16 protein-coding genes are annotated in these 18,382 nt (G+C 69.6%); 6 read left to right on the top strand and 10 right to left on the bottom strand.

Annotation, left to right across the window (positions count from 1 at the left end):
* Position 1: 1 nt before the first annotated feature.
* The 3 genes from ACWDTS_RS08535 to ACWDTS_RS08525 all read left to right on the top strand — a co-directional run bounded on the left by ACWDTS_RS08535 (position 2) and on the right by ACWDTS_RS08525 (position 3,122).
* A complete protein-coding gene (locus tag ACWDTS_RS08535; protein WP_450109335.1) occupies positions 2-532 on the top strand; it encodes a hypothetical protein in 531 nt (176 codons plus the stop codon).
* 68 nt (positions 533-600) lie between these two features.
* On the top strand, positions 601-1,491 hold the full coding sequence (locus ACWDTS_RS08530; protein WP_450117952.1) for a sucrase ferredoxin: 891 nt from the start codon (positions 601-603) through the stop codon (positions 1,489-1,491).
* Between the two features lie 122 nt (positions 1,492-1,613).
* The gene (locus ACWDTS_RS08525; RefSeq protein ID WP_450117965.1) at positions 1,614-3,122 is read left to right on the top strand and encodes an FUSC family protein; all 1,509 of its coding nucleotides are present in this window, start codon (positions 1,614-1,616) and stop codon (positions 3,120-3,122) included.
* A 10-nt stretch (positions 3,123-3,132) separates the two neighbouring features.
* Here ACWDTS_RS08525 and ACWDTS_RS08520 read toward each other — a convergent pair whose 3' ends face one another.
* Both ACWDTS_RS08520 and ACWDTS_RS08515 read right to left on the bottom strand, forming a co-directional pair.
* Positions 3,133-4,380: a low temperature requirement protein A gene (locus ACWDTS_RS08520; protein WP_450117951.1), complete on the bottom strand. Its 1,248-nt coding sequence runs from the start codon at positions 4,378-4,380 to the stop codon at positions 3,133-3,135.
* Between the two features lie 67 nt (positions 4,381-4,447).
* Positions 4,448-6,571: an MMPL family transporter gene (locus ACWDTS_RS08515; protein WP_450117950.1), complete on the bottom strand. Its 2,124-nt coding sequence runs from the start codon at positions 6,569-6,571 to the stop codon at positions 4,448-4,450.
* Positions 6,572-6,863: 292 nt separating this feature from the next.
* Between ACWDTS_RS08515 and ACWDTS_RS08510 the strand changes: the two genes are divergently transcribed.
* Complete coding sequence (locus tag ACWDTS_RS08510) at positions 6,864-7,784, top strand: D-isomer specific 2-hydroxyacid dehydrogenase family protein (RefSeq protein ID WP_450117949.1); 921 nt, start codon at positions 6,864-6,866, stop codon at positions 7,782-7,784.
* 10 nt (positions 7,785-7,794) lie between these two features.
* Here ACWDTS_RS08510 and ACWDTS_RS08505 read toward each other — a convergent pair whose 3' ends face one another.
* The 3 genes from ACWDTS_RS08505 to helR all read right to left on the bottom strand — a co-directional run bounded on the left by ACWDTS_RS08505 (position 7,795) and on the right by helR (position 11,932).
* Positions 7,795-9,306 (bottom strand): DUF222 domain-containing protein, encoded by a 1,512-nt coding sequence (locus tag ACWDTS_RS08505; protein WP_450117948.1) that lies wholly within the window; start codon positions 9,304-9,306, stop codon positions 7,795-7,797.
* Positions 9,307-9,342: 36 nt separating this feature from the next.
* The gene (locus ACWDTS_RS08500; protein WP_450117947.1) at positions 9,343-9,642 is read right to left on the bottom strand and encodes a DUF6191 domain-containing protein; all 300 of its coding nucleotides are present in this window, start codon (positions 9,640-9,642) and stop codon (positions 9,343-9,345) included.
* Positions 9,643-9,703: 61 nt separating this feature from the next.
* Positions 9,704-11,932, bottom strand: a complete 2,229-nt coding sequence (gene helR / locus ACWDTS_RS08495) for an RNA polymerase recycling motor ATPase HelR (RefSeq protein ID WP_450117946.1) — start codon at positions 11,930-11,932, stop codon at positions 9,704-9,706.
* Positions 11,933-12,116: 184 nt separating this feature from the next.
* Between helR and ACWDTS_RS08490 the strand changes: the two genes are divergently transcribed.
* The gene (locus tag ACWDTS_RS08490; protein ID WP_450109341.1) at positions 12,117-12,740 is read left to right on the top strand and encodes a class I SAM-dependent methyltransferase; all 624 of its coding nucleotides are present in this window, start codon (positions 12,117-12,119) and stop codon (positions 12,738-12,740) included.
* Between the two features lie 11 nt (positions 12,741-12,751).
* Here ACWDTS_RS08490 and ACWDTS_RS08485 read toward each other — a convergent pair whose 3' ends face one another.
* The 5 genes from ACWDTS_RS08485 to ACWDTS_RS08465 form a co-directional block, all read right to left on the bottom strand.
* Complete coding sequence (locus ACWDTS_RS08485) at positions 12,752-13,720, bottom strand: TIGR00341 family protein (RefSeq protein WP_450109342.1); 969 nt, start codon at positions 13,718-13,720, stop codon at positions 12,752-12,754.
* The gene (locus tag ACWDTS_RS08480) at positions 13,721-14,632 is read right to left on the bottom strand and encodes a hypothetical protein (protein WP_450117945.1); all 912 of its coding nucleotides are present in this window, start codon (positions 14,630-14,632) and stop codon (positions 13,721-13,723) included.
* Between the two features lie 95 nt (positions 14,633-14,727).
* Entirely contained in the window at positions 14,728-16,302 is a 1,575-nt protein-coding gene (locus tag ACWDTS_RS08475) for a flotillin family protein (protein ID WP_450117944.1), read from the bottom strand.
* Positions 16,303-16,312: 10 nt separating this feature from the next.
* On the bottom strand, positions 16,313-16,828 hold the full coding sequence (locus tag ACWDTS_RS08470) for an NfeD family protein (RefSeq protein WP_450117964.1): 516 nt from the start codon (positions 16,826-16,828) through the stop codon (positions 16,313-16,315).
* A gap of 141 nt (positions 16,829-16,969) precedes the next feature.
* Entirely contained in the window at positions 16,970-17,458 is a 489-nt protein-coding gene (locus ACWDTS_RS08465) for an N-acetyltransferase family protein (RefSeq protein WP_450117943.1), read from the bottom strand.
* 132 nt (positions 17,459-17,590) lie between these two features.
* On the opposite strand from ACWDTS_RS08465, the gene ACWDTS_RS08460 reads away from it, so the two are divergent.
* The gene (locus ACWDTS_RS08460; RefSeq protein ID WP_450117942.1) at positions 17,591-18,376 is read left to right on the top strand and encodes a thioesterase family protein; all 786 of its coding nucleotides are present in this window, start codon (positions 17,591-17,593) and stop codon (positions 18,374-18,376) included.
* The last annotated feature ends 6 nt before the right edge of the window (positions 18,377-18,382 follow it).

The raw sequence follows: 18,382 nt of genomic DNA, 5'->3' as shown, positions 1-18,382 counted from the left end.
CATGGCTCTCACCGCATCGGATCGTCGGCTCCTCGGCTCGGCCGCGGTGTTCGTGGTCTCCCAGGCCAACGTTGCCCGCGTCCTCGGGTCCACGGCCCCGACCGTGGGCGCGATCCAGACCACCTTCTCGGCGGACAAGTACCGGAAGATCCTCGACAATCTCCAGCCTGAGGACCTACAGCGCTACCGGCAGCACTACTACTGGGACATGGTGCATCCCTTGACCTTTGCGGTCGCATTGCGGGCCGGAGTGCGGTCGCTGGCCGAGCATCATCCGGTGTCGCCGGGCACCCGCCGTACCCTCGCCGTGGCGTCGGTGGCCGCGGCGGCGAGCGACTACGTCGAGAACATCGCCGGGCTGTATCTGCTCGACCACCGCGACCGCATCGACGACACCACGGTTCGTGCCGTATCGACGATCAGCGTCACCAAGTGGACGCTGGCGTTCGGCTGCTTCGCCTATCTGTCCCAAGGATTCCTGCGCGTGTGGACCCGCGCCGGGTTGCGACGTCTGCGCGGTGAGAAGGGCTGAGAAGTTCGTCCGGCAACTCACCGAGGGCCGACGCTGCCACGGATGACCCCACCGGCGACAATGGCCGGGTGACCATCGCCGCCCCGATCTGCTCCGCGCCGTCCGTCCCCGAGGAGCCGCTGCCCGGCACCGCCGCCACGGCAGCGGGATATGTGTGCCTCGAGGTTCCCTCCGGGTGGGGTCGCGACGTGCTCGACGGCACCGCCCTCGGAACCGAGCTCGCCGCCGAGCTGTCCGCCCGCGCCGACGCGGCGGGGGTACGCATCCAGTTCATCCGACGTCCCGGCCGCGACGTGGAGCGCCCGACCCGCACCGTGCTGATCGCCCGCACCGAACCCGGCAACACGTGGTGCGAACGCCTCGAGGTCACCGAACCGGCCGAGCTGCTCGACATCGTGCCCCGGGTCGTCACCGGACCTGCGCCTCTTCTCGGCGCCGCGGTGACCGACCCGATCGTGCTGGTGTGCGCGCACGGCAAACGCGACCAGTGCTGCGCGGTGCAGGGCCGCCCGATCGCAGCCGCCCTCGCGCAACAGTTCGGCGACACCGTGTGGGAGTGCTCGCACACGGGTGGGCACCGCTTCGCACCGTCGATGATCCTGCTGCCCACCGGCTACACCTACGGTCGGCTCGACGCCGCGCACAGCGCCGACGCGGTGCGTGCCGCGGCCGCCGGTGAGGTGTACCTGCCGGGGCTGCGGGGACGCAGCACGTGGGCCGCGGCCGGTCAGGTCGCGGAGATCGCGGTGCGCGAACTCGACGCCGCTGCCGGTATCGCCGCTGCCGGTATCGATGCCCTCACCGTCGACGAAGCACCCTCACCGATCGTGCGTCACCGCGACGGCCGCGCCTGGCGCGTCGACGTCGAGCTGCACGAACTGCCGGCGCGACCGGCGAGCTGCGGTGCCGCGCCGAAGCCGGTGCGCCCGACCGTCGCGTCGAAGATCACCGCGCTGTAGCGGGTGAGATGCGCCTCACCCGAGGCTTCGGATTCGGGAGCGCGACCGCGATCCTCCTAATCTGAATGGTCGTGCCACGAGTAGACCTGCCGATTCCTGCCCCTGCTGCCCCGTGGCCGGCGATGGTGGGAGTACCGAGGTTGGGACGCAAGTGGCCCGGGGTCGCCCGCGCGGCCGTGACCGTCGCGGTGCCAGGACTTGCCGGTGTCCTCGCCGGCGCCGGACCGGTGTCCGCGATCGCGACGCTCGGCGCGTTCGCCGTCGTGTACGGCGAGACCCGTCCGTATCGGGTGCGGTGGCGGGCCGTGGGGATCGTCGGATGCGTGCTCGTCGCTCTGGCCGGTCTCGGAGCCGCCGTCGGGTCGGTGGTGCACAGCGCCGTCGCGGCCGGCGGATCCGCATGGTGGCCGATGCTCGTGGTGCTCACCATGACGGTGGTGGTGGCGTCGTGTGCGTTCGTCGTCGACGCCCTGCGGCTCGGTGCGCCCGGAGCGTTCCTGATGTTGTTGACCCTCGAGATCGCGTCGTCGCTGCCCGTGGCCGGGGTACCCGTGGCGACGATCGTGGGATGGACGGCGATCGGGGCGGTCGCCGCGCTGGCGGTCGCGATGTCGGGTGCGATCGTCCGGCCGCGCACCGCCGAGCGGACCGCGGTCGCCGCCGCGGTCGCCGCGGTCGAGGCCGTGTGCGAGGAGAACTCGGCGGCGCACCGTCGCGCTGCGGTGCACGATCTGCACGCGGCGTGGCAGTGCCTGCACGACGCCGGGCTCGTCGGATCGGAGCATCCGCTGGTCCGGGCGCTGCAGAGCGCGCACGCCCGGTGCGCGACCGTGCTGCACGGCGTCGATCACCACGAAGCCGACCCCGAGGACGACCTCCGTCCGCAGGTTCCACTGCGCCGGCCGTCGGTCCGCTACCGGCTCGCGCGTGCGGCGCATCCGGGCGGTCGATCCGTGACGGTGGTGCTGCGGCTGCTCGTCGCCGGCCCCGTGGCCGGGGGAGTCGCGGTCGCGGCGGGACTGGGGCGGCCGGACTGGGCGGTCATCACCGCGGCGATGATCCTGCACCAGGGACCGGACCGCATCCTCGGCAGCTACCGTGCGGCGCACCGATTCGTGGGGACCGTGCTCGGGCTGGCGCTGCTCGCGGGACTGTCGCTGTTCGACGTGCGCGGGGCCGCGCTCGTACTGGTCTGCGCCGCGATGATGGCCGGCATCGAGGCGTATCTGGTGCGCAACTACGGGCTCGCGATGGTGTTCATCACCCCGCTCGCGCTGATCCTCGGAGCACTCGGCACACCCGCGGATCTGGTCCTGGTCTCACGGGAACGTCTCGTCGAAACCGTCATCGGTGTGGTCGTCGCATTCGCCGTGATGTGGGGTGTGCTGCCGCGGGCGCACCGCCGGATCCTCGTCGACGCGGACGACCAGGTCGCCGGAACGATCGACCGGATCGTCGCAGCCGACGCCCGCGAGCTTGCCGAACTGCGCCGCGACCTCGAATTCGACCTGCACGCCTCGACCGCCGCGGCGATCACCGCTGCCCACACCGAGCCTGCCTGGACCGCGCGGAGATGGGCGGAACACCGTCGCCTGCACGAGCGCGGCTACCGGATCCTGGCCGGCCGCTGATCACCGCAGCTCAGGACGCGCGCAGACGGGCCAGTGCCGCCTCACGCCGCTTCCACAGCACGGTCTCGTCCGCCACGACGATCACCACCGGCGCTGCTGCCACGATCAGCAGGCAGACGGGGACCGGAACACCCAGCGCACCCGCCGTGACGGCCGCGCCGAGGACCACCAGCGCGGCGACGGTCGTCCCTGCGACTCCGAGGTCGACGCCGACGAGCCGGCTGTACAGGGCGGCAAGCGCCACCAGGTACACCGCGACGGGAATTGCGACGGTCGCGAGCACCGTCATCGTCGAGACGTGCGACTCGTGTTCGAGGTGATAGCCGGCCACGTGCAGTCCCGCGCCGACCGCGGCCAGCGCCGCGAACACCACGATGTGCCCGTATCCCCAGCCGAACGAGCGCGACCTGTGATGGTGTAGCGCGTCGCCGAACGGGTACTGGAAGTACACCCACCACAGCCCGAACGTCAGCCCCACCCCGGCCAGACCTGTGACGGCGGCCGTGACGTCCCATCCCTGCAGGTCGACGACCGCCCCGAGCGACGCGACGGTTCCGACGATCACCTCACCGAGCGCGATGATCGTGAGCAGGCTGTACCGCTCCGCGATGTGGTGCGGATGCCACGGTGTCCGTGCGGTGCGCTCACCGAGAACCGGCCCGAGCAACTCGAGCACGATCAGCGGAACGGTCAGCAGGAACGTCTCCCACACCGGGACGTCGACGAAGATCAGCGTGATCCAGCCGAGCTGCGCGATCGACACGAACCCCGCATAGGTCAGCGCCGTGCGGCGCAGCGTCTCGTTCTGCTTCGCTACGCGCAGCCACTGACCCACCAGTCCGACGCGCATCACGACGTACCCCAACACCACGATCCGGTTGTCCAGATAGTCGCCCTCGTCGATCGACGCGAACATCGCCGGCAAGCCCAACGCCAGGATGAGCACGCCGAGCATCTGCAGCATCGTCGCGATGCGATACAACCAGTCGTCCGTGTCGAACGCGGAGGCGAACCAGGCGAAGTTCACCCACGCCCAGCACACCGCCCACATCGCGAAGCCGAACGCGGCGATTCCCGAAGCCACATGGCCCTCGGCGATCAGGTGGGCAGCCTGATTCCCGGCGACACCGAACGCGATGACGAACGTCAGGTCGAGCAGCAACTCGAGCGGGCTGGCGACGCGGAACGACTCGCCGGGATCACGACCACCCATCCGCCGGATGCCGTGCGGGGAACGGGGAGAGGGCGGCGTGTCCAAGAGATCTCCCGGGTGAGGGGGAAGGGGCGTGCCGATGATAAGCGTCGGCAACGCTCCCTTCGCCGGATCAGTGCCCGATGCCGACCTTCTCGTGCACCCGCTTCATCCACGCCGGCGCCCACCAGTTGGCGTCGCCCATCAGCTTCACGAGCGACGGCACCAGCAGCATCCGCACCACCGTCGCGTCGATGATCAGCGCGAGGATCATGCCGACACCGAGGAACCGCATGATCGACAGCCCGGAGATGGTGAACGCCCCGGTGACCACGATCAGCAGCAGTGCCGCCGCCGTCACGACGCGGCCGGTGCGTTCGGTTCCGAACTTCACCGCCTCCTCGGTGGTCGCCCCGGCGGCGCGGGCCTCGACCATCCGGGACATGAGGAACACCTCGTAGTCGGTGGACAGACCGAACACCACCGCCAGGATCAACACCACGAACGACGGTTCGAGCGGGCTCGCGGTCACCCCGAGCAGTTCCGCACCGTGACCGAGCTGGAACACCCAGGTCAGAACACCGAACGTTGCGGCCAGGCTCAACGCCGCCATCGCGACGGCCTTCAGCGGCAGCACCACCGACCCGAACGCCAGGAACAACAGCACCAGCGTCGAGACCACCATGATCGCGAGCATCACCGGCAGCCACCGCGAGATGGCGGCGTTGCCGTCGTCGACCATCGCCCGGCCACCACCGACGAGCAGTTCGGTGCCGGCCGGCGCATCGACCGCCCGCAACTCGTGGACGATGTCGCCGGCCCGGGCGGTGCCGTCGACACCCTGCGCATACAGGGCCTGCACCACCGTCACGTCGCCGTTCGAGGCGACCGTCAACGCCTGGGCGATGCCGTCCACCCGGGCCGCCGCGCGCGACACCTCACCGACCGCGGCCGTGGACGGCGGGCCACCGTCGCTTCCTCGCACCAGGAGCGTGGCGCCGTTACCGGTGGACGGGAAGTCGTCGAGCAACGCCTGGGTCGCCACGCGCGCCGGGGCGTCCTCCGGAAGAGCCGTGTACTCGACCTCCCCGAACGAGGCGCGCAGCACCGGGAACGCCAGCACGAGCAGACCCGCGACGATCGCGACGGCGATGACCGCGGGCCTCCGCATCACCCCGACGACCACCGAACCCCAGAAACGCCGGGCCCGCGCCTCACCGCGATGAGCGGCGTTCTTGCTCCACGTCAGCGAGTTGATCCGTGGGCCGAGGATGGCGAGCAGCGCGGGGATCGCGGTCAGCGCGAGCACAGCCGCACTCAGGACCGCTGCGATCGCGCCGAGACCGAGGGATCGCAGCACCGCCTGCGGGAACACGAGCATCCCGGCGAACGCGCAGATCAGCAGCAGCCCGGAGAACATGACCGTTCGGCCCGCGGTGAGGACGGTGCGTCGGGTCGCCGCCGCCGTGTCGGCGCCGCCCTCGAGTTCCTCGCGGAATCGGCTGACGATGAACAGTCCGTAGTCGATGGCCAGGCCGAGACCGATCAGAGAGGTGACGTTCAGGGCGAACGAGCTCACATCGGTGACCATCGTGAGCAGGCGCAGCGTCGCGAGCGCGCTGAGCACGGCGAGGACACCGACGAACACCGGGACGGCGGCCGCGGTGAGGCCACCGAAGATGATCACCAGCAGGACGAGGGTGATCGGGATCGCGATCGCTTCGGCGCGCAGCAGGTCGTGCTCGAGCGTCGACGTGAAGGCCACGGCGACGACCGAGTTCCCCGCGAACTGCGACTCGACGCCGGGAACCTCGAGCTTCGGCAACAACGAATCGAACGTGGCGACGGAGACGCCCGAGTCGGGGGACAGGGTGATCGACGCGGCGACGCTGCGACCGTCCTTGGACAGCAGCAGCTGGTTCGCCGGGGGCGCCGTGGACCAGTAGGTGTTGATCGCGTGAGTGGGCACCTCCGCGGCGAACCGGTCCAGCACCGCGGTGACGTCCGGTTCGATGTCGTCGACGGTCCGGCCCTCGGGGGCCGTGTACATCGCGATGATGTCGGCGGTCTGCGGACCGAAGTTCTCCTCGACGATCTCCGCGACCTTGTAGGACTCGCTGTTCGGGTCGTAGAACCCGGCCGACGACAGATTTCCGAACACGCCGGTGCCCCACGCTCCGGCCACCGCCACGATCAGGACGGCGAGTCCGAGAACCCACCATCGCCGGGCGACCACGGTCGTGGCCCAGCGGTTCATGCGCGCTCCGTTCGGTCGAGGTGCCGACACCCCGGCCGGGCGTCGTGCCTCCGCGACTGTAGTAGGCCGCACGGATTCGCCGTCGTGGCGGTGGAACGCGGTCGAAACGACCGTGAAGTAGGGGACCGGCACGCCCGATCGCCTCTCGGCGAAAGGCGCAACGCGGCTCCAGCCGAACGGTATTCCACGAGGGCAAATTGTTTTGAGCCCGGGGGATACGTGACGTGCCGATCCGAACGGGGTCAACGCATCGGACCGCGCAGGTATTCCCGGCGGTCGATAGGGTGCGCGTATGCGCGTTCATCTCGGACCGGACCACGACGAACACCTCGCCGCCGCCATCGTCGAGGGCGGCGGCACACTCGTCCCGCTCCACGAGGCCGAGGCGCTGGTGTGGCACGGCGACGTCGCCGGTTTCCCCGAGCTCCCGGCGGGGGTGCGCTGGGTGCAGCTTGCGTTCGCGGGCATCGAGCCGTTCTTCCGCGCCGGGATTATCGACCCCGACCGGATGTGGACCAACGCGTCCGGGGTGTACGCCGACAACGTCGCCGAGTACGCCGTCGGGGCGCTGCTCGTCGGACTGCGGCAGTTCCACGGTTCGATCGCGGCCGCAGCCCGGCCGGTGCAGCGGTGGCAGAAGCCGGTGCTGGACCCGCAGGTGCGGATGCTGCACGGGTCGACCGTCGCGATCGTCGGGTGCGGCGGTATCGGCCGCGCGATGATCCCGCGCCTGCGTGCGCTCGGCGTCGACGTGGTCGCCGTGAACTATTCCGGTCGCCCCGTGGAGGGAGCATCGGTGACGTTGCCGGCGAGCCGCACCGCCGAGGTGTGGACGAGGGCCGATCACTTCGTGGTCGCGGCACCGGCGACCGCGGCCACCGACCGGCTCGTGAACGCCGAGGCGCTCGACGCGATGCCCGGCACCGCGTGGCTCGTCAATGTCGCGCGCGGCAACCTCGTCGACTCCGACGCGCTCGTCGATGCGCTGCGTGGCGGGAAGATCGCCGGTGCCGTCCTCGACGTCACCGACCCCGAGCCACTGCCCGACGACCATCCGCTGTGGACGTTCGACAACGTCGTGATCACCCCGCACATCGCGAACACCCGCACCGGGCTGAACGCGACGCTCGCGCCGACGGTGCGTGAGAACGTCGCCCGGTTCATCGCGGGGGAGCAGCTGATCGCACTCGTCGATCCCGCGGCGGGCTACTGACGCTCCGGGGTTACGGACCGTCACCGTCACCCGTATCTCCGGTCGGCTCCCGCAGCCACCGACGCCGGTGCTCGCGCAGCTCGTCTTCGCGGCGGGCGCGGTAGTGCGCCAACGCCGCCGACAACAGATCACCGAGATGATGACGGTGATTGACCCGAGGCTTCTGCTCGGGGTCGATGTGCGGTGGCGGGATCCACTCCGTGCGACCCGGGTGTTCGGAGTTGGCCGACGCGACGCGCGTTTGCCAGCCGCCGGGCCCGTCGTGCACCAGCGCGTGGCAGGCATCGCAGGCGAGGTCCTCGTTGGTGATGTCGGTGGGCCCGCCGTCCCGCCATTCGGTGACGTGGTGGACCGCGGTGAGTGTTGCCGGAGCATCGCAGCCGGGGCGGGTGCAGCCGCCGGAGGCGGCGATCAACGCCAGCCGCTGATCGGCCGAGGCGAGTCGTTTCGCGCGGCCGAGATGCAGCGGCCGGCCGTGGTGATCGAAAATCGCCAGCACCGGATGCGCGGTCTCGGCCATGCGCAGCGCGTCGCGGATCGGCACCAGCCCGCCGGAGGCGGTGGTCACGACGCCGGTCGCGTCTTCGAGCTGTTTGACGGTCATGGTCAGGATCGCGGTCACCGGCAGCCCGCGGTGGCTGCCGAGCACACCCGACGACAAGATCTGCCGCAGGGCGACTTTCAGTCCGTCGTGGTTGCGTTGCACCGCGGTGCGGGTGTCGCGGGCGGCGGCCTTGGCGAGGGCGTCGCGGTCGAGGGTCTCGGATTCGACGTCACCGGAAGGTGATTCGGGATCGTCCGGATTGTTCATGCCGGGGCGGGCGAGTTTCGCCAGGACCGGTTCGAGCAGGGCGCGGGTTTCGGGGTCGATGAGCCCGGAGATCGGGGTCATGAGATCGACGCGCTGCTTGCCGATCCGCAGACCGCGCCGTCGTTTGCGTTCCTTCTCGTCCGGCACGTCCCCGTCCGGATTCAGGTACGCGAGCAGATGCGCGCCGAGTTTCACGAGATCGTCGGGCGTGACCGAGCAGGCCGCGTCCGCGAGGATCTGCTCGGCGACGGTGATCTCGTCGAACCCGACCGTGCGCGGCACCTTCCGCATGGTCTTCGCGACGGCCGCGACATGATCCGGCCCGATCGCGCCAGAGCGCGCCGCGGCAGCGGTGGCGGGCAGTTCCGGTTCCAGGTCCTCGCCGTCGAGGGAATGCCAGGTGCCGACCTTCTTCGCGCCCTTGACCCGCCGGGCCGCGTCCGCGGCGGAGATCCGCAGGGTTCCGACCAGGAAGTCGTTGACCGAGCGGCATCCGAGATGCCCCGGAATCGTGCGTTCGGTGGCCTCGACGATCGCCCGGTGCCCGACGGCAGTGGCCTTGCGCAGGACGGTTTCGAAGCGCTGGAAGAACTCGACCAGGTCGTCGTTCGACAAGCCGGTCAGATCGTCCTCGAGCAGGCCGTCCACCGCGGCGTCGAGGGCGGACAGCCGCGCCCCGACGACCTCCCCTTCGACGCTGTTCGAAAGCATGTTCGAACTATAGCGAGACCCACCGACATCTGGGGATCAGTCGTCCGGGCTGTGCAGTCGCACCGTTCCGGCGTCGAGGTCGACGCCCAGCGGATCGGCACCGGTGCCCTGATCGTGCCGCGAGGTGCGCTGCCGCTGTTGTTCCTCGGCGACGTGGCGATACGACGGTGACAGCAGCGTCTGGATCTCGCCGAATGCGCCCATGACCGCCCCGCCGTTCACCGGCGGCTTGCGTTTGCGCCAGTAGATCCAGCCGCGACGCTCGGCGTACAGGGCGGCGCGGTCCAGAATCACGCCGGCCAGGACGGCGATTGCGAGCCAGACAACTGCGGACATGCGGCCTCCGGATGCCGTTCTCCGTTCGGGGCGATCGGGGTATGAGATCGGAGAGTACCGCTCAAGGGCGCATACCCGCTGCGACGTCGTGCTCGGAGCCCGACGACGAAGAGATATCGACGAGACCGCACAGCGCCGGCGGCAGCGGCGTCCGGTGGAGGACGCCGAGCAGCTGCGTGGCGCGGGTGAGCGCGACGTACAACTCGGCCGCGCCGCGCGGACCGTCGGCGAGAATCCGATCCGGATCGACCACCAGCACCGCGTCGAACTCGAGGCCCTTCGTTTCGGACGCCGCGACCGCACCGGGTACATCGGGCGGACCGATCACGACGCTGGTGCCCTCGCGTCCGGACTCGTCGCGGACGAATTCTTCGATCGCCGAGGCGATGTCGTCGTCGCCGACGTACCGGGACCACGGGGCGACTCCACATGCGCGCACCGACTCCGGTGGGGTTGTGTCGGGCGAGAACCCGGCGAGCAACGCGGCTGCGACGCTCATGATCTCCGTGGGGGTACGGTAGTTCACCGAGAGCGACCGGTACATCCAGCGGCCGGGCACGTACGGTTCGAGCATCACGTCCCAGGACGACGTTCCCGCCGGTGACCGGCGTTGTGCGAGATCGCCCACCACCGTGAACGATCGGTTGGGGCAGCGTCGCATCAGCACCCGCCAGTCCATTTCGGACAATTCCTGCGCCTCGTCGACCACGACGTGCCCGTATGTCCAATCCCGATCCGCGGCGGCACGTTCGGCGAGGTCTCGGGTGTCGCGTTCGACGAAGCGGTCCGCGAGATCCTCGGCGTAGAGCAGGTCGGTGGCGAACAGGTGGTCCTCGTCGTCCATGTGATCCTCACGGTTCGTCATGAGGTCGAGAACCCCGGCAGCGTAGGCGGTTTCCCTCTTTCGCTCGGACTCGGCCGCCTCGGCCGCCTCGACGGTGTCGACGGTGCCGAGGAGGTCGACGAGTTCGTCGAGCAGTGGCACGTCGGACACGGTCCACGCGTCGCCGTGCTCGCGCAGGAGCACGTCGTCGCCGCCGGCCGCCCGCAGCCGGGCGGGTGACGAGAACAGCTCCGACAACAGTGTTTCCGGTGTCAGAACCGGCCACAGGTCGTCGAGAACTCGGGTGAAGACATCGTTCCCGGCGAGTTCGCCGCGCAGGTCCTCGCGCAGGTTCTCCCACGCCGCGCGGTCGTCGCGGGACAGCCAGCCCCGGCCGATACGAGCGATCGCCCGTTCCGTCAGCGCCCATGTCACGACGTCGGTGAACACGGCCCGGGCCTGGTTGTGCGGAAGACCGCTCGCGCCGGCCTCGTCCCGTGCCCACCGAGCGATCTCGGCGTCGAGTCGCACGGTGACGTCCGTGAGTTCGACGAGCACCGGGTCCTGCGGCAGGCGCTGACGGTCCGCGATCGCGGCGGTCAGCACCTCCAGGATGGCCACCGAACCCTTCGATCGCGCGGCCTCGGCGGTGTCCTCGGCGGTGACGTGAAGGCCGGGCACGAGATCGCCGGTGGTCGCGAACACCACGTTCGTCTCGCCGAGCGACGGCAGGACGTGGGCGATGTGGTCCAGGAACGTCGGGTTCGGTCCGACGACGAGCACCCCGTGACGCTGCATCCGTTCGCGCTGCGTGTAGAGCAGGTATGCGACGCGATGCAGGGCGACGGCGGTCTTGCCGGTGCCGGGTCCGCCCTCGATGACCAGCACGCCCGGATGGTCGAGGCGGATGATCGCGTCCTGTTCGGCCTGGATGGTCGCGACGATGTCGCGCATGCCCTGCCCTCGCGGCGCGTTCACCGCCGCGAGCAGCGCGGCATCACCCCGGCCGCCGCGTTCACGACCGTCGGGGCGGCCGAGGACTTCGTCGGTGAACTCGACGACCTCGCGTCCACGGGTGTGGAACTGTCGGCGCCGCCGCATGCCTTCCGGGTGGGAGCCGGTCGCGACGTAGAACGGGCGTGCCGCCGGGGCGCGCCAGTCGAGCAGCAGTGGTTCGTATTCGTTCGTCCGGTCGAACATGCCGATCCGGCCGATGTAGGAGACTTCGCCGGTCGGCGTGTCGAGCCGGCCGAAGCACAGCCCGCCTTCCGCGACGTTCAGCCGTTGCACCTCCCGGGCCAGCGTGCGCACCTCGACCTCGCGATCCACGAGCGTCCCGCCGCTGCCCCGCAACGCGGCCGCATACCGCGCCTTCGCCTCCGCCCGCTCGGCATCGAGCCGCGCGTACAGGCCGGCTACACAACTGCGCTCGGACCGGAGCTCGTCCTCATACCCTCGGATCGACATGTGCGCCTCACTTCCCTCACCGCTGCGATCATGGGTTTCCGCTACGGCCAGCGATTGTGCGGCACGAGCGGGGCCTTGCCGCAAGACCCCGGGTGCGCTATACGTTGAAAGTGAGAGAGGCGCAGTGCCTCTCTTCTTCGTATTCGCGGGTTCGCGTCCGAGAGTCTTCTGGGACGATCCGGTGATGGATCAGCCCGGATACGACGCGGTTGCCGACCTCTACGCCGACACCTTTCCCGCCACGTACACGACTCCCCTCGAGCGTGCGGTGGTCGCAGCGTTCGCCGAATCGGTGCGCGACGGTCCGGCCGACGGTCTCGTGGTCGACGTGGGCTGCGGCGTCGGCCACGTCACCGCCGATCTCTCGAGCAGGGGACTGGACGTCGTCGGCGTCGATCCGAGCCGGGAGATGCTCCGGATCGCGCGGGATCTGTACCCGGGCCTCCGTTTCGAACGGGACGACGCGCACCTCGCCTCCACCGATCTCGGCGGCCGCGGTATCGCGGCGATCATCGCCCGGTTCAGCCTGATCCACGTGCCACCCAGCGGAATTCTCGACGTGCTCGCCGGCTGGGCATCCAGGACCTCCCCCGGTGCGGTGGTCGCGGTCGCGGCACAATCCACCGACGAAGCGGGAGAGGTCGTCGAGTTCGATCACGCCGTCGCACCGGCCTGGCGGTGGCACCCGGACCGGCTCGCCGAGTCACTCGCCGCCGCCGGATTCGACGAGATGTGGCGGACGGTCAGCCGTCCCGACACCGGGTACCACCGGTTTCCCGAGGTGCATCTCGTTGCTCGTCGCCGCTGACGGGACCGCCACTACTCCGGCTCGACGCGAGACCCGACGGTGTGAACGACCTGGAGTTCGGGATCCCACGGGAAGAGCCCGTCGACGGCATCTTCCAACTCGCTCAACGGGGGTAGTTCGGCGGGACCGAGTACGGACACGGTGACGGTGTCGCCCTGCCACGCCACGTCCGTGACCTCGGCTCCGGGCGTCGAGCCGAGCCACTGCTGCGTCACGTTGGAAACCTGCCGCGCCCACAGCGACGCGAGGGAGTTGACGACCATCGGCACCGCGACGACGACCAGCGCGATCGTGAGGATCACGTACGCACGCCGTCGCCCGGTCCTGAGACTGTCCTCCGCGGAGTAACCGGCGGCGACGAGAACGACGGTCGCGGTGATGATCATCGCGATCACGTTGGAGGCGAAGAGGATGAACGCCCCTGCTGCCAGAGCCCCGGCTCCCGAGCCCAGGCAGACTCCGACGACGGCAAGTGGCGGAACGAGGGAGATCGCGATGGCGACGCCCGGCAGGACGTCGCCGACGTCGCGGCGTGTAATCGCGACCGCCCCGACGAGGCCGGTCGCGAGAGCGGCGGTCAGATCCATCAGGGTGGGGGAGGTACGCCCGAGAACCTGCGAGTTGCTCAGCACGGAAGCCGGATTCGCGAGTACCTGAGCGAATACGACGCCGAGCAGGACGACCAGCACGATGCCGGCGGCGATGTACAGCAGGCTGCGAACGATCAGGGATCCGCGCCCGACGGTGATGCCTAGGCCCACACCGAGTATCGGCGTGGACAGCGGTGCCACGATCATCGCGCCGATCACGGTTGCGGTCGAGTCGCTCACCACGCCCGCCACCGCGATCACGGCGGACAGTGTCAGCATCACCCAGAATGCCGAACGTTTCGCCCCGGCATCACCGACGGACAGGTCCAGGCGGTCTTCGAGTTCGCCGAGGTCACGACGTTGGCTCGAGGGAATCACCAGGTGCAGCATTCACGACCTCCCGTCGGAGCCATCGCTTTCGGTTCCTGCCGAGTCGTTCGCCCCGGGAGGACGGTCGGACGACCGCGAATCCGACGTGGCGGTGGGCACAGAGTACGCCGGAACGCGGTCCGTCATCGAAGCTTCGGCAATCACCGGTGCGGCCACGAGCACCACCGCGAAGACGAACAGCCAGCCGATCCCGCTGAACACGATTCCGAGTACGCCGAAGTGCGCATACGAGTCTGCGATCACCCGCGGCATCACGATGCGGCTCGCTGCATCGAGCCCGGTGAGCAACGTCGCCGTGATCATCCCGGTGATCCACAGGACTCGGCCGGAGACGAACCCCACCGTCAGCAGGTAGGGGCATCCCGCCCACACGCACGTCCACAGGCACCACTGGCCGACCAGGATCAGGATCGGAATCTCCGACAGCTGGATCAGCGCGACGAGCGGAATCGAGCCGGCCACGACGAACAGGACCGCGAACCACCGCCAGGCATCGGACAACCCGAGGCTCGGTGTGTGCCATACCTTTCCGTACATGCGGCCGAGAGCGCGCGCGAACGACGTCCCGCCGATCACGACCATGATCACGCCCACCACCCCGAACGCGGCGGTCTGCGGGATCATCGGCAGGGCGTCGCCGGGGTAGAGGAGCGAGGTGTCGATGCGGTAGCGGTCCTGCACGGTGCGTCGCACCACGGTCGTGTCGGCGACGATCGACGCGGCCATGAGCACCGGCAGTACGGACGTGAACAGCTGAGCGGCCAGTGTCATCGCCCGGTCCACCAGCTCGATCTGTGCCAGTCCCACCAGCGTCCGCTCGACGACGCGACCGACGGGATTCGACGACAGACGAGCCTCGAGAGCGAGGATCGCGGCGTTCTTCGGCCGAGGTTGCTCTGTGGGTCGAGCCATGCCGGAATCCTTCCGTCATCCCACGGGCCGAAGCCGATGGCACGCCGCGCAGCGCGTCTTTCGGGCCGCTCGCGCAGCCCGAAAGACGCATCTACCTAACTACTGCCATTGTGCGCGGCGTCGACCTTCGCGATCGGTGCAGCGGAGACGGGGGCGGTGGCCGCAGTCGTTGCGGGGCGTTTTCCGACGGACCCGAGCATGCCGCTGACGTCGATACCGGAGGCTTCGAGTGTCTCGATCACGCCGGCGATGGTCGATGGGCTGATCCCGAGGATCGAACCCACCGACCCGGACACGCCGTCGGCGCCCCCGACGATCGAGATGCGGTCGATCTCGCCCACCGGCTTCGCGGCCGCGGCCGTCGCCTCGACCAGAGCCGCGAGGACGTCCGGCAGCATGAGCAGTTGCGCAGCGGCCGGGCTGTACGCATTGAGTGCCGCCGCGATCTCCTGCTTACCGCTCGCTTCTGCCTCGAGCCGGGCGCGCAGACCGTCGGCCTCGGCCTGCTGTTCGGCACGCAATGCGTCGGCGGCGGCCTTGCGGCCCTCGGCCTCGGCTTCGAGGCGGGCCTTGATGCCCTCGGCTTCGGCCAGCTGCTCGGTGCGCACTGCGGCGGCGGCGAGTTTGCGGGCATCGGCATCCGCTGCACCCGACCGGCGCGCGGCCTCGGCGGCAGCGTCGGCCCGCAGGATCGTCGCCTGCTTCTCACCTTCGGCACGAGCGACCGCGGCCTGACGTTCCGCCTCCGCAGGGGCGATCACGTCGGCTTCGAGGGCCGCCTTCGCCTGTTCGGCGCGACGCTTCTCGACCTCGATGCGGGCTTCGACCTGCGCGGCTTCGGCCTGCTCCTGGGCGATCCGGACCGCCTTCTCCGCGGTCGCCCGCGCCAGGGGACCGGCCTGATCGGCTTCGGCGTTCTCCGCCTCCGTCCGGGCGCGCAGCTTCGCCAGCTCGACGTCGCGGGCCTGGTTCGCGGCGGCGATGGCGGTGTCGGCCTGGGCCTGCGCGACCGCGCCTTCCTGCCTCGCCTTCGCGGACTGGATCTGGGCGTCGCGTTCGGCGTTCGCGGTGCCGACCGCGGCGTCCCGCTTGACCTCGGCGATCCGGCGCTGACCCAGGGATTCGAGATAGCCGTTGTTGTCGCTGATCCCGGCGATCTTGAGGACGTCGACTTCCATGCCGATGCGGGCGAGGTCGCTGCCGGCCTCGTCGACGACGCTGCGCGCGAGCGTCTCACGGTTCGAGTTCAGATCCTCGACGGTCATCGTGGCGGTGATGCCGCGCAGCGAACCGGCGAGGATCTCGTTGATCTGCCGGCGCAGTTCGTCGAGGTCGGAGGTGAGGAATCGCTGGACCGCGGTCTGAACGGCCTCGTCGGCGGATCCGATGCGCACCAGGCCGACCGCTTCGACGTTCACCGGCACACCGTCGTTCGACAGGGCGTTCTGGAGGTTGATGCTCACGTTGAACGGTTCGAGCGACATGATGTCCACCCGCTCGATACCGGGGATCTTGAAACGGGCCCCGCCCCGCACGACCTTCGGCTTTCCGCGACCCGTGAAGACCGCAACCTCGTTCGGGGGGACCTTGATGTAGTTCCGGACATAGACGAGTGGCACTCCGACGAACACCACCAGAGCCACCACGACGGCGACCGCGACAACGATCATGTAGTCATCCTCAGTTCGATTCGGGCATGTGCAGACCGGTGCGGGGATCGTCCGGGATCGACACGACGTGCACGACCTGCTCGTCGACGTCTCCGATGTAGACGTGGGAATTCGCAGGCAGCGCAATCTCTTCCGCGGTGACGGCGCGGGACCTTACCCGGTTGCCCTCGGTGTCGGTGAACGCGACCTCGCCCCAGCCACCGGGTTCGATCGACAGCGTGACGACGCCGGTCAGTCCGATGTACGAGAGGCGTCCGGTGTGGGAGTTGCCCTGCTGCCGTAGCAGATACGGCAGAAGAACACCTCGGGTCACGACGATCAGGACGAGCGCTGTGCACGCTGCGGCGACCGCAGCCGCAACGGATCCGAATCCGAGAAGTGTTGCGGTACCGCCTCCTACGCCGATTCCGAGAAGCGCTGTGGCGACGGTGGTGAGATTCAGGAACGGAAGACCGTCACCGGCGTCTCCGAGTTCCGATCCGGTTTCCCCGACCACGAGGGTCCCCACGACCCCCACCAGACCCATTGCGAGACACGCAATGTAGAAGATGTCCACCCGCCCCCCATTTCGCCGGTTCGTCGTCGACCTTACCGCAAATCGGACACCGGCGGCTCTGCGGGCGGCCTGCCCGCCGGGCTGCCGGAAGGACCCGAGGACGCACGATCGCTAGTCACGTACCCAGCGAACCAGCGTCCCGACGGGTTCCCGTCGGATGTGCCCGTCACCGCCGAATCCCGCGTGCGCGTAGAACCGTTGCGCGCGGATGTTCGTCTCGAGCACCCACAGGTGGGCCGGTTGCTCTCCCAGTGCCGCGTCGAGAAGCCGCCGGCCGTAGCCGAGTCCCCAGTGGGAGCCCCGCACGTACAGCGCGTACAGCTGCAGGGGAGTCGGCGCGGCGGGTTCGTCGGGTGGGCCGCTCGTGGCGAAGCCCGCCAGGCTTCCGTCGGGCAGTTCGACGACGAGAGCGTTCGGTGCCCGGGTCCGCCAGGTTTCGATGCGTCGGGCGCGTTCGTCGGGATCACGGAGACCGGCCAGGATCGCGGGGTCGATCAGTCCCGTGTAGGCGTCGTCCCAGCAATCGGCCTGCAGGTCGGCGAGAGCCTCTGCTTCGGCCGGAACCGCGCGGCGGATCACCCCGTCCGAAGCTCCGGTCATCGCGACCACCTCGATTCCGTGCGTGCGATCGCAGCGCTGCGCGTTCCTGCCGCGCGGCGGTACTCCCGAATGCTAGGAGTAGAGGAACGTCCGGGGAAGGTCTCCGGTGGGAGCGGGTGGGGGTGAACCGGGGTGGACGGCTTCTACGAACGCCGCGACGAATCGACCTTCGAGAGCACGCCGGCGACGGCGGGACCGTGGGGGCCGCAGACCCAGCACGCCGGTCCGCCCTCGGCGCTGCTGACCGGGGAGATCGAACGGCACCACGTCGCCGACGGTCAGCGGCTCGGACGCGTGTCGGTGGACATTCTCGCGCCGATCCCGGTCGCGCCCATCACCGTGACCACCTCGGTGGTCCGTCCGGGCAAACGCACCGCCCTGATCGAAGCGACCGGTGTGGTGGGCGAGCGGCCGGTGTTGTCCGTCCGGGCGTGGCGGCTCGCCCGCATCGACGACGACTACCCGGCCGTCGACCTCGCGCCGACGGTGCTGGACACCGACCCGGATCACGCGCGGGACGGAGGTGTCATTCCCGGGGCCAACATGGACGGGTATCTCGCTGCGACGCAGTTCCGTTTCACCACAGGAAGTTTCGCCGAGTTCGGTCCTGCCGCGGCCTGGGGACGCTCCCTGTGCGCCCTCGTGGCCGGGGAAGAGCCGAGTCCCTGGCAGCGGGTGCTGATCCTGGCCGACTCGTCGAGTGGAATGAGTCTCGCGGCGCATCCGGGGCGGTTTCCCGCGATCAACGCGGATCTGCATGTCGTCCTGCACCGTGATCCGGTCGGTGACTGGATCGGCATCGATGCGGTCACCCACAGCATGCCCGGGCACGGCGCGGCGGCGTACGCGCGTCTGAGCGATACGACCGGGTTGATCGGCACGTGCGCCCAGACGCTGTATGCGAGCACCGTGCGGTGACGGGAG

It is taken from the genome of Rhodococcus sp. NPDC003383 (assembly GCF_053589115.1).
Note: the sequence above shows the minus strand (reverse complement) of the source record. Positions and strands in the feature narration are given on the sequence as shown.

Bases quoted from the DNA above. Each gene is read 5' to 3' on its own strand.
- ACWDTS_RS08535 (WP_450109335.1), top strand. From the start codon at position 2: ATGGCTCTCACCGCATCGGATCGTCGGCTCCTCGGCTCGGCCGCGGTG.
- ACWDTS_RS08525 (WP_450117965.1), top strand. From the start codon at position 1,614: ATGGTGGGAGTACCGAGGTTGGGACGCAAGTGGCCCGGGGTCGCCCGC.
- ACWDTS_RS08515 (WP_450117950.1), bottom strand. From the start codon at position 6,571: ATGAACCGCTGGGCCACGACCGTGGTCGCCCGGCGATGGTGGGTTCTC.
- ACWDTS_RS08510 (WP_450117949.1), top strand. From the start codon at position 6,864: ATGCGCGTTCATCTCGGACCGGACCACGACGAACACCTCGCCGCCGCC.
- ACWDTS_RS08505 (WP_450117948.1), bottom strand. From the start codon at position 9,306: ATGCTTTCGAACAGCGTCGAAGGGGAGGTCGTCGGGGCGCGGCTGTCC.
- ACWDTS_RS08500 (WP_450117947.1), bottom strand. From the start codon at position 9,642: ATGTCCGCAGTTGTCTGGCTCGCAATCGCCGTCCTGGCCGGCGTGATT.
- helR (WP_450117946.1), bottom strand. From the start codon at position 11,932: ATGTCGATCCGAGGGTATGAGGACGAGCTCCGGTCCGAGCGCAGTTGT.
- ACWDTS_RS08490 (WP_450109341.1), top strand. From the start codon at position 12,117: ATGGATCAGCCCGGATACGACGCGGTTGCCGACCTCTACGCCGACACC.
- ACWDTS_RS08485 (WP_450109342.1), bottom strand. From the start codon at position 13,720: ATGCTGCACCTGGTGATTCCCTCGAGCCAACGTCGTGACCTCGGCGAA.
- ACWDTS_RS08480 (WP_450117945.1), bottom strand. From the start codon at position 14,632: ATGGCTCGACCCACAGAGCAACCTCGGCCGAAGAACGCCGCGATCCTC.
- ACWDTS_RS08475 (WP_450117944.1), bottom strand. From the start codon at position 16,302: ATGATCGTTGTCGCGGTCGCCGTCGTGGTGGCTCTGGTGGTGTTCGTC.
- ACWDTS_RS08470 (WP_450117964.1), bottom strand. From the start codon at position 16,828: ATGGGTCTGGTGGGGGTCGTGGGGACCCTCGTGGTCGGGGAAACCGGA.
- ACWDTS_RS08465 (WP_450117943.1), bottom strand. From the start codon at position 17,458: ATGACCGGAGCTTCGGACGGGGTGATCCGCCGCGCGGTTCCGGCCGAA.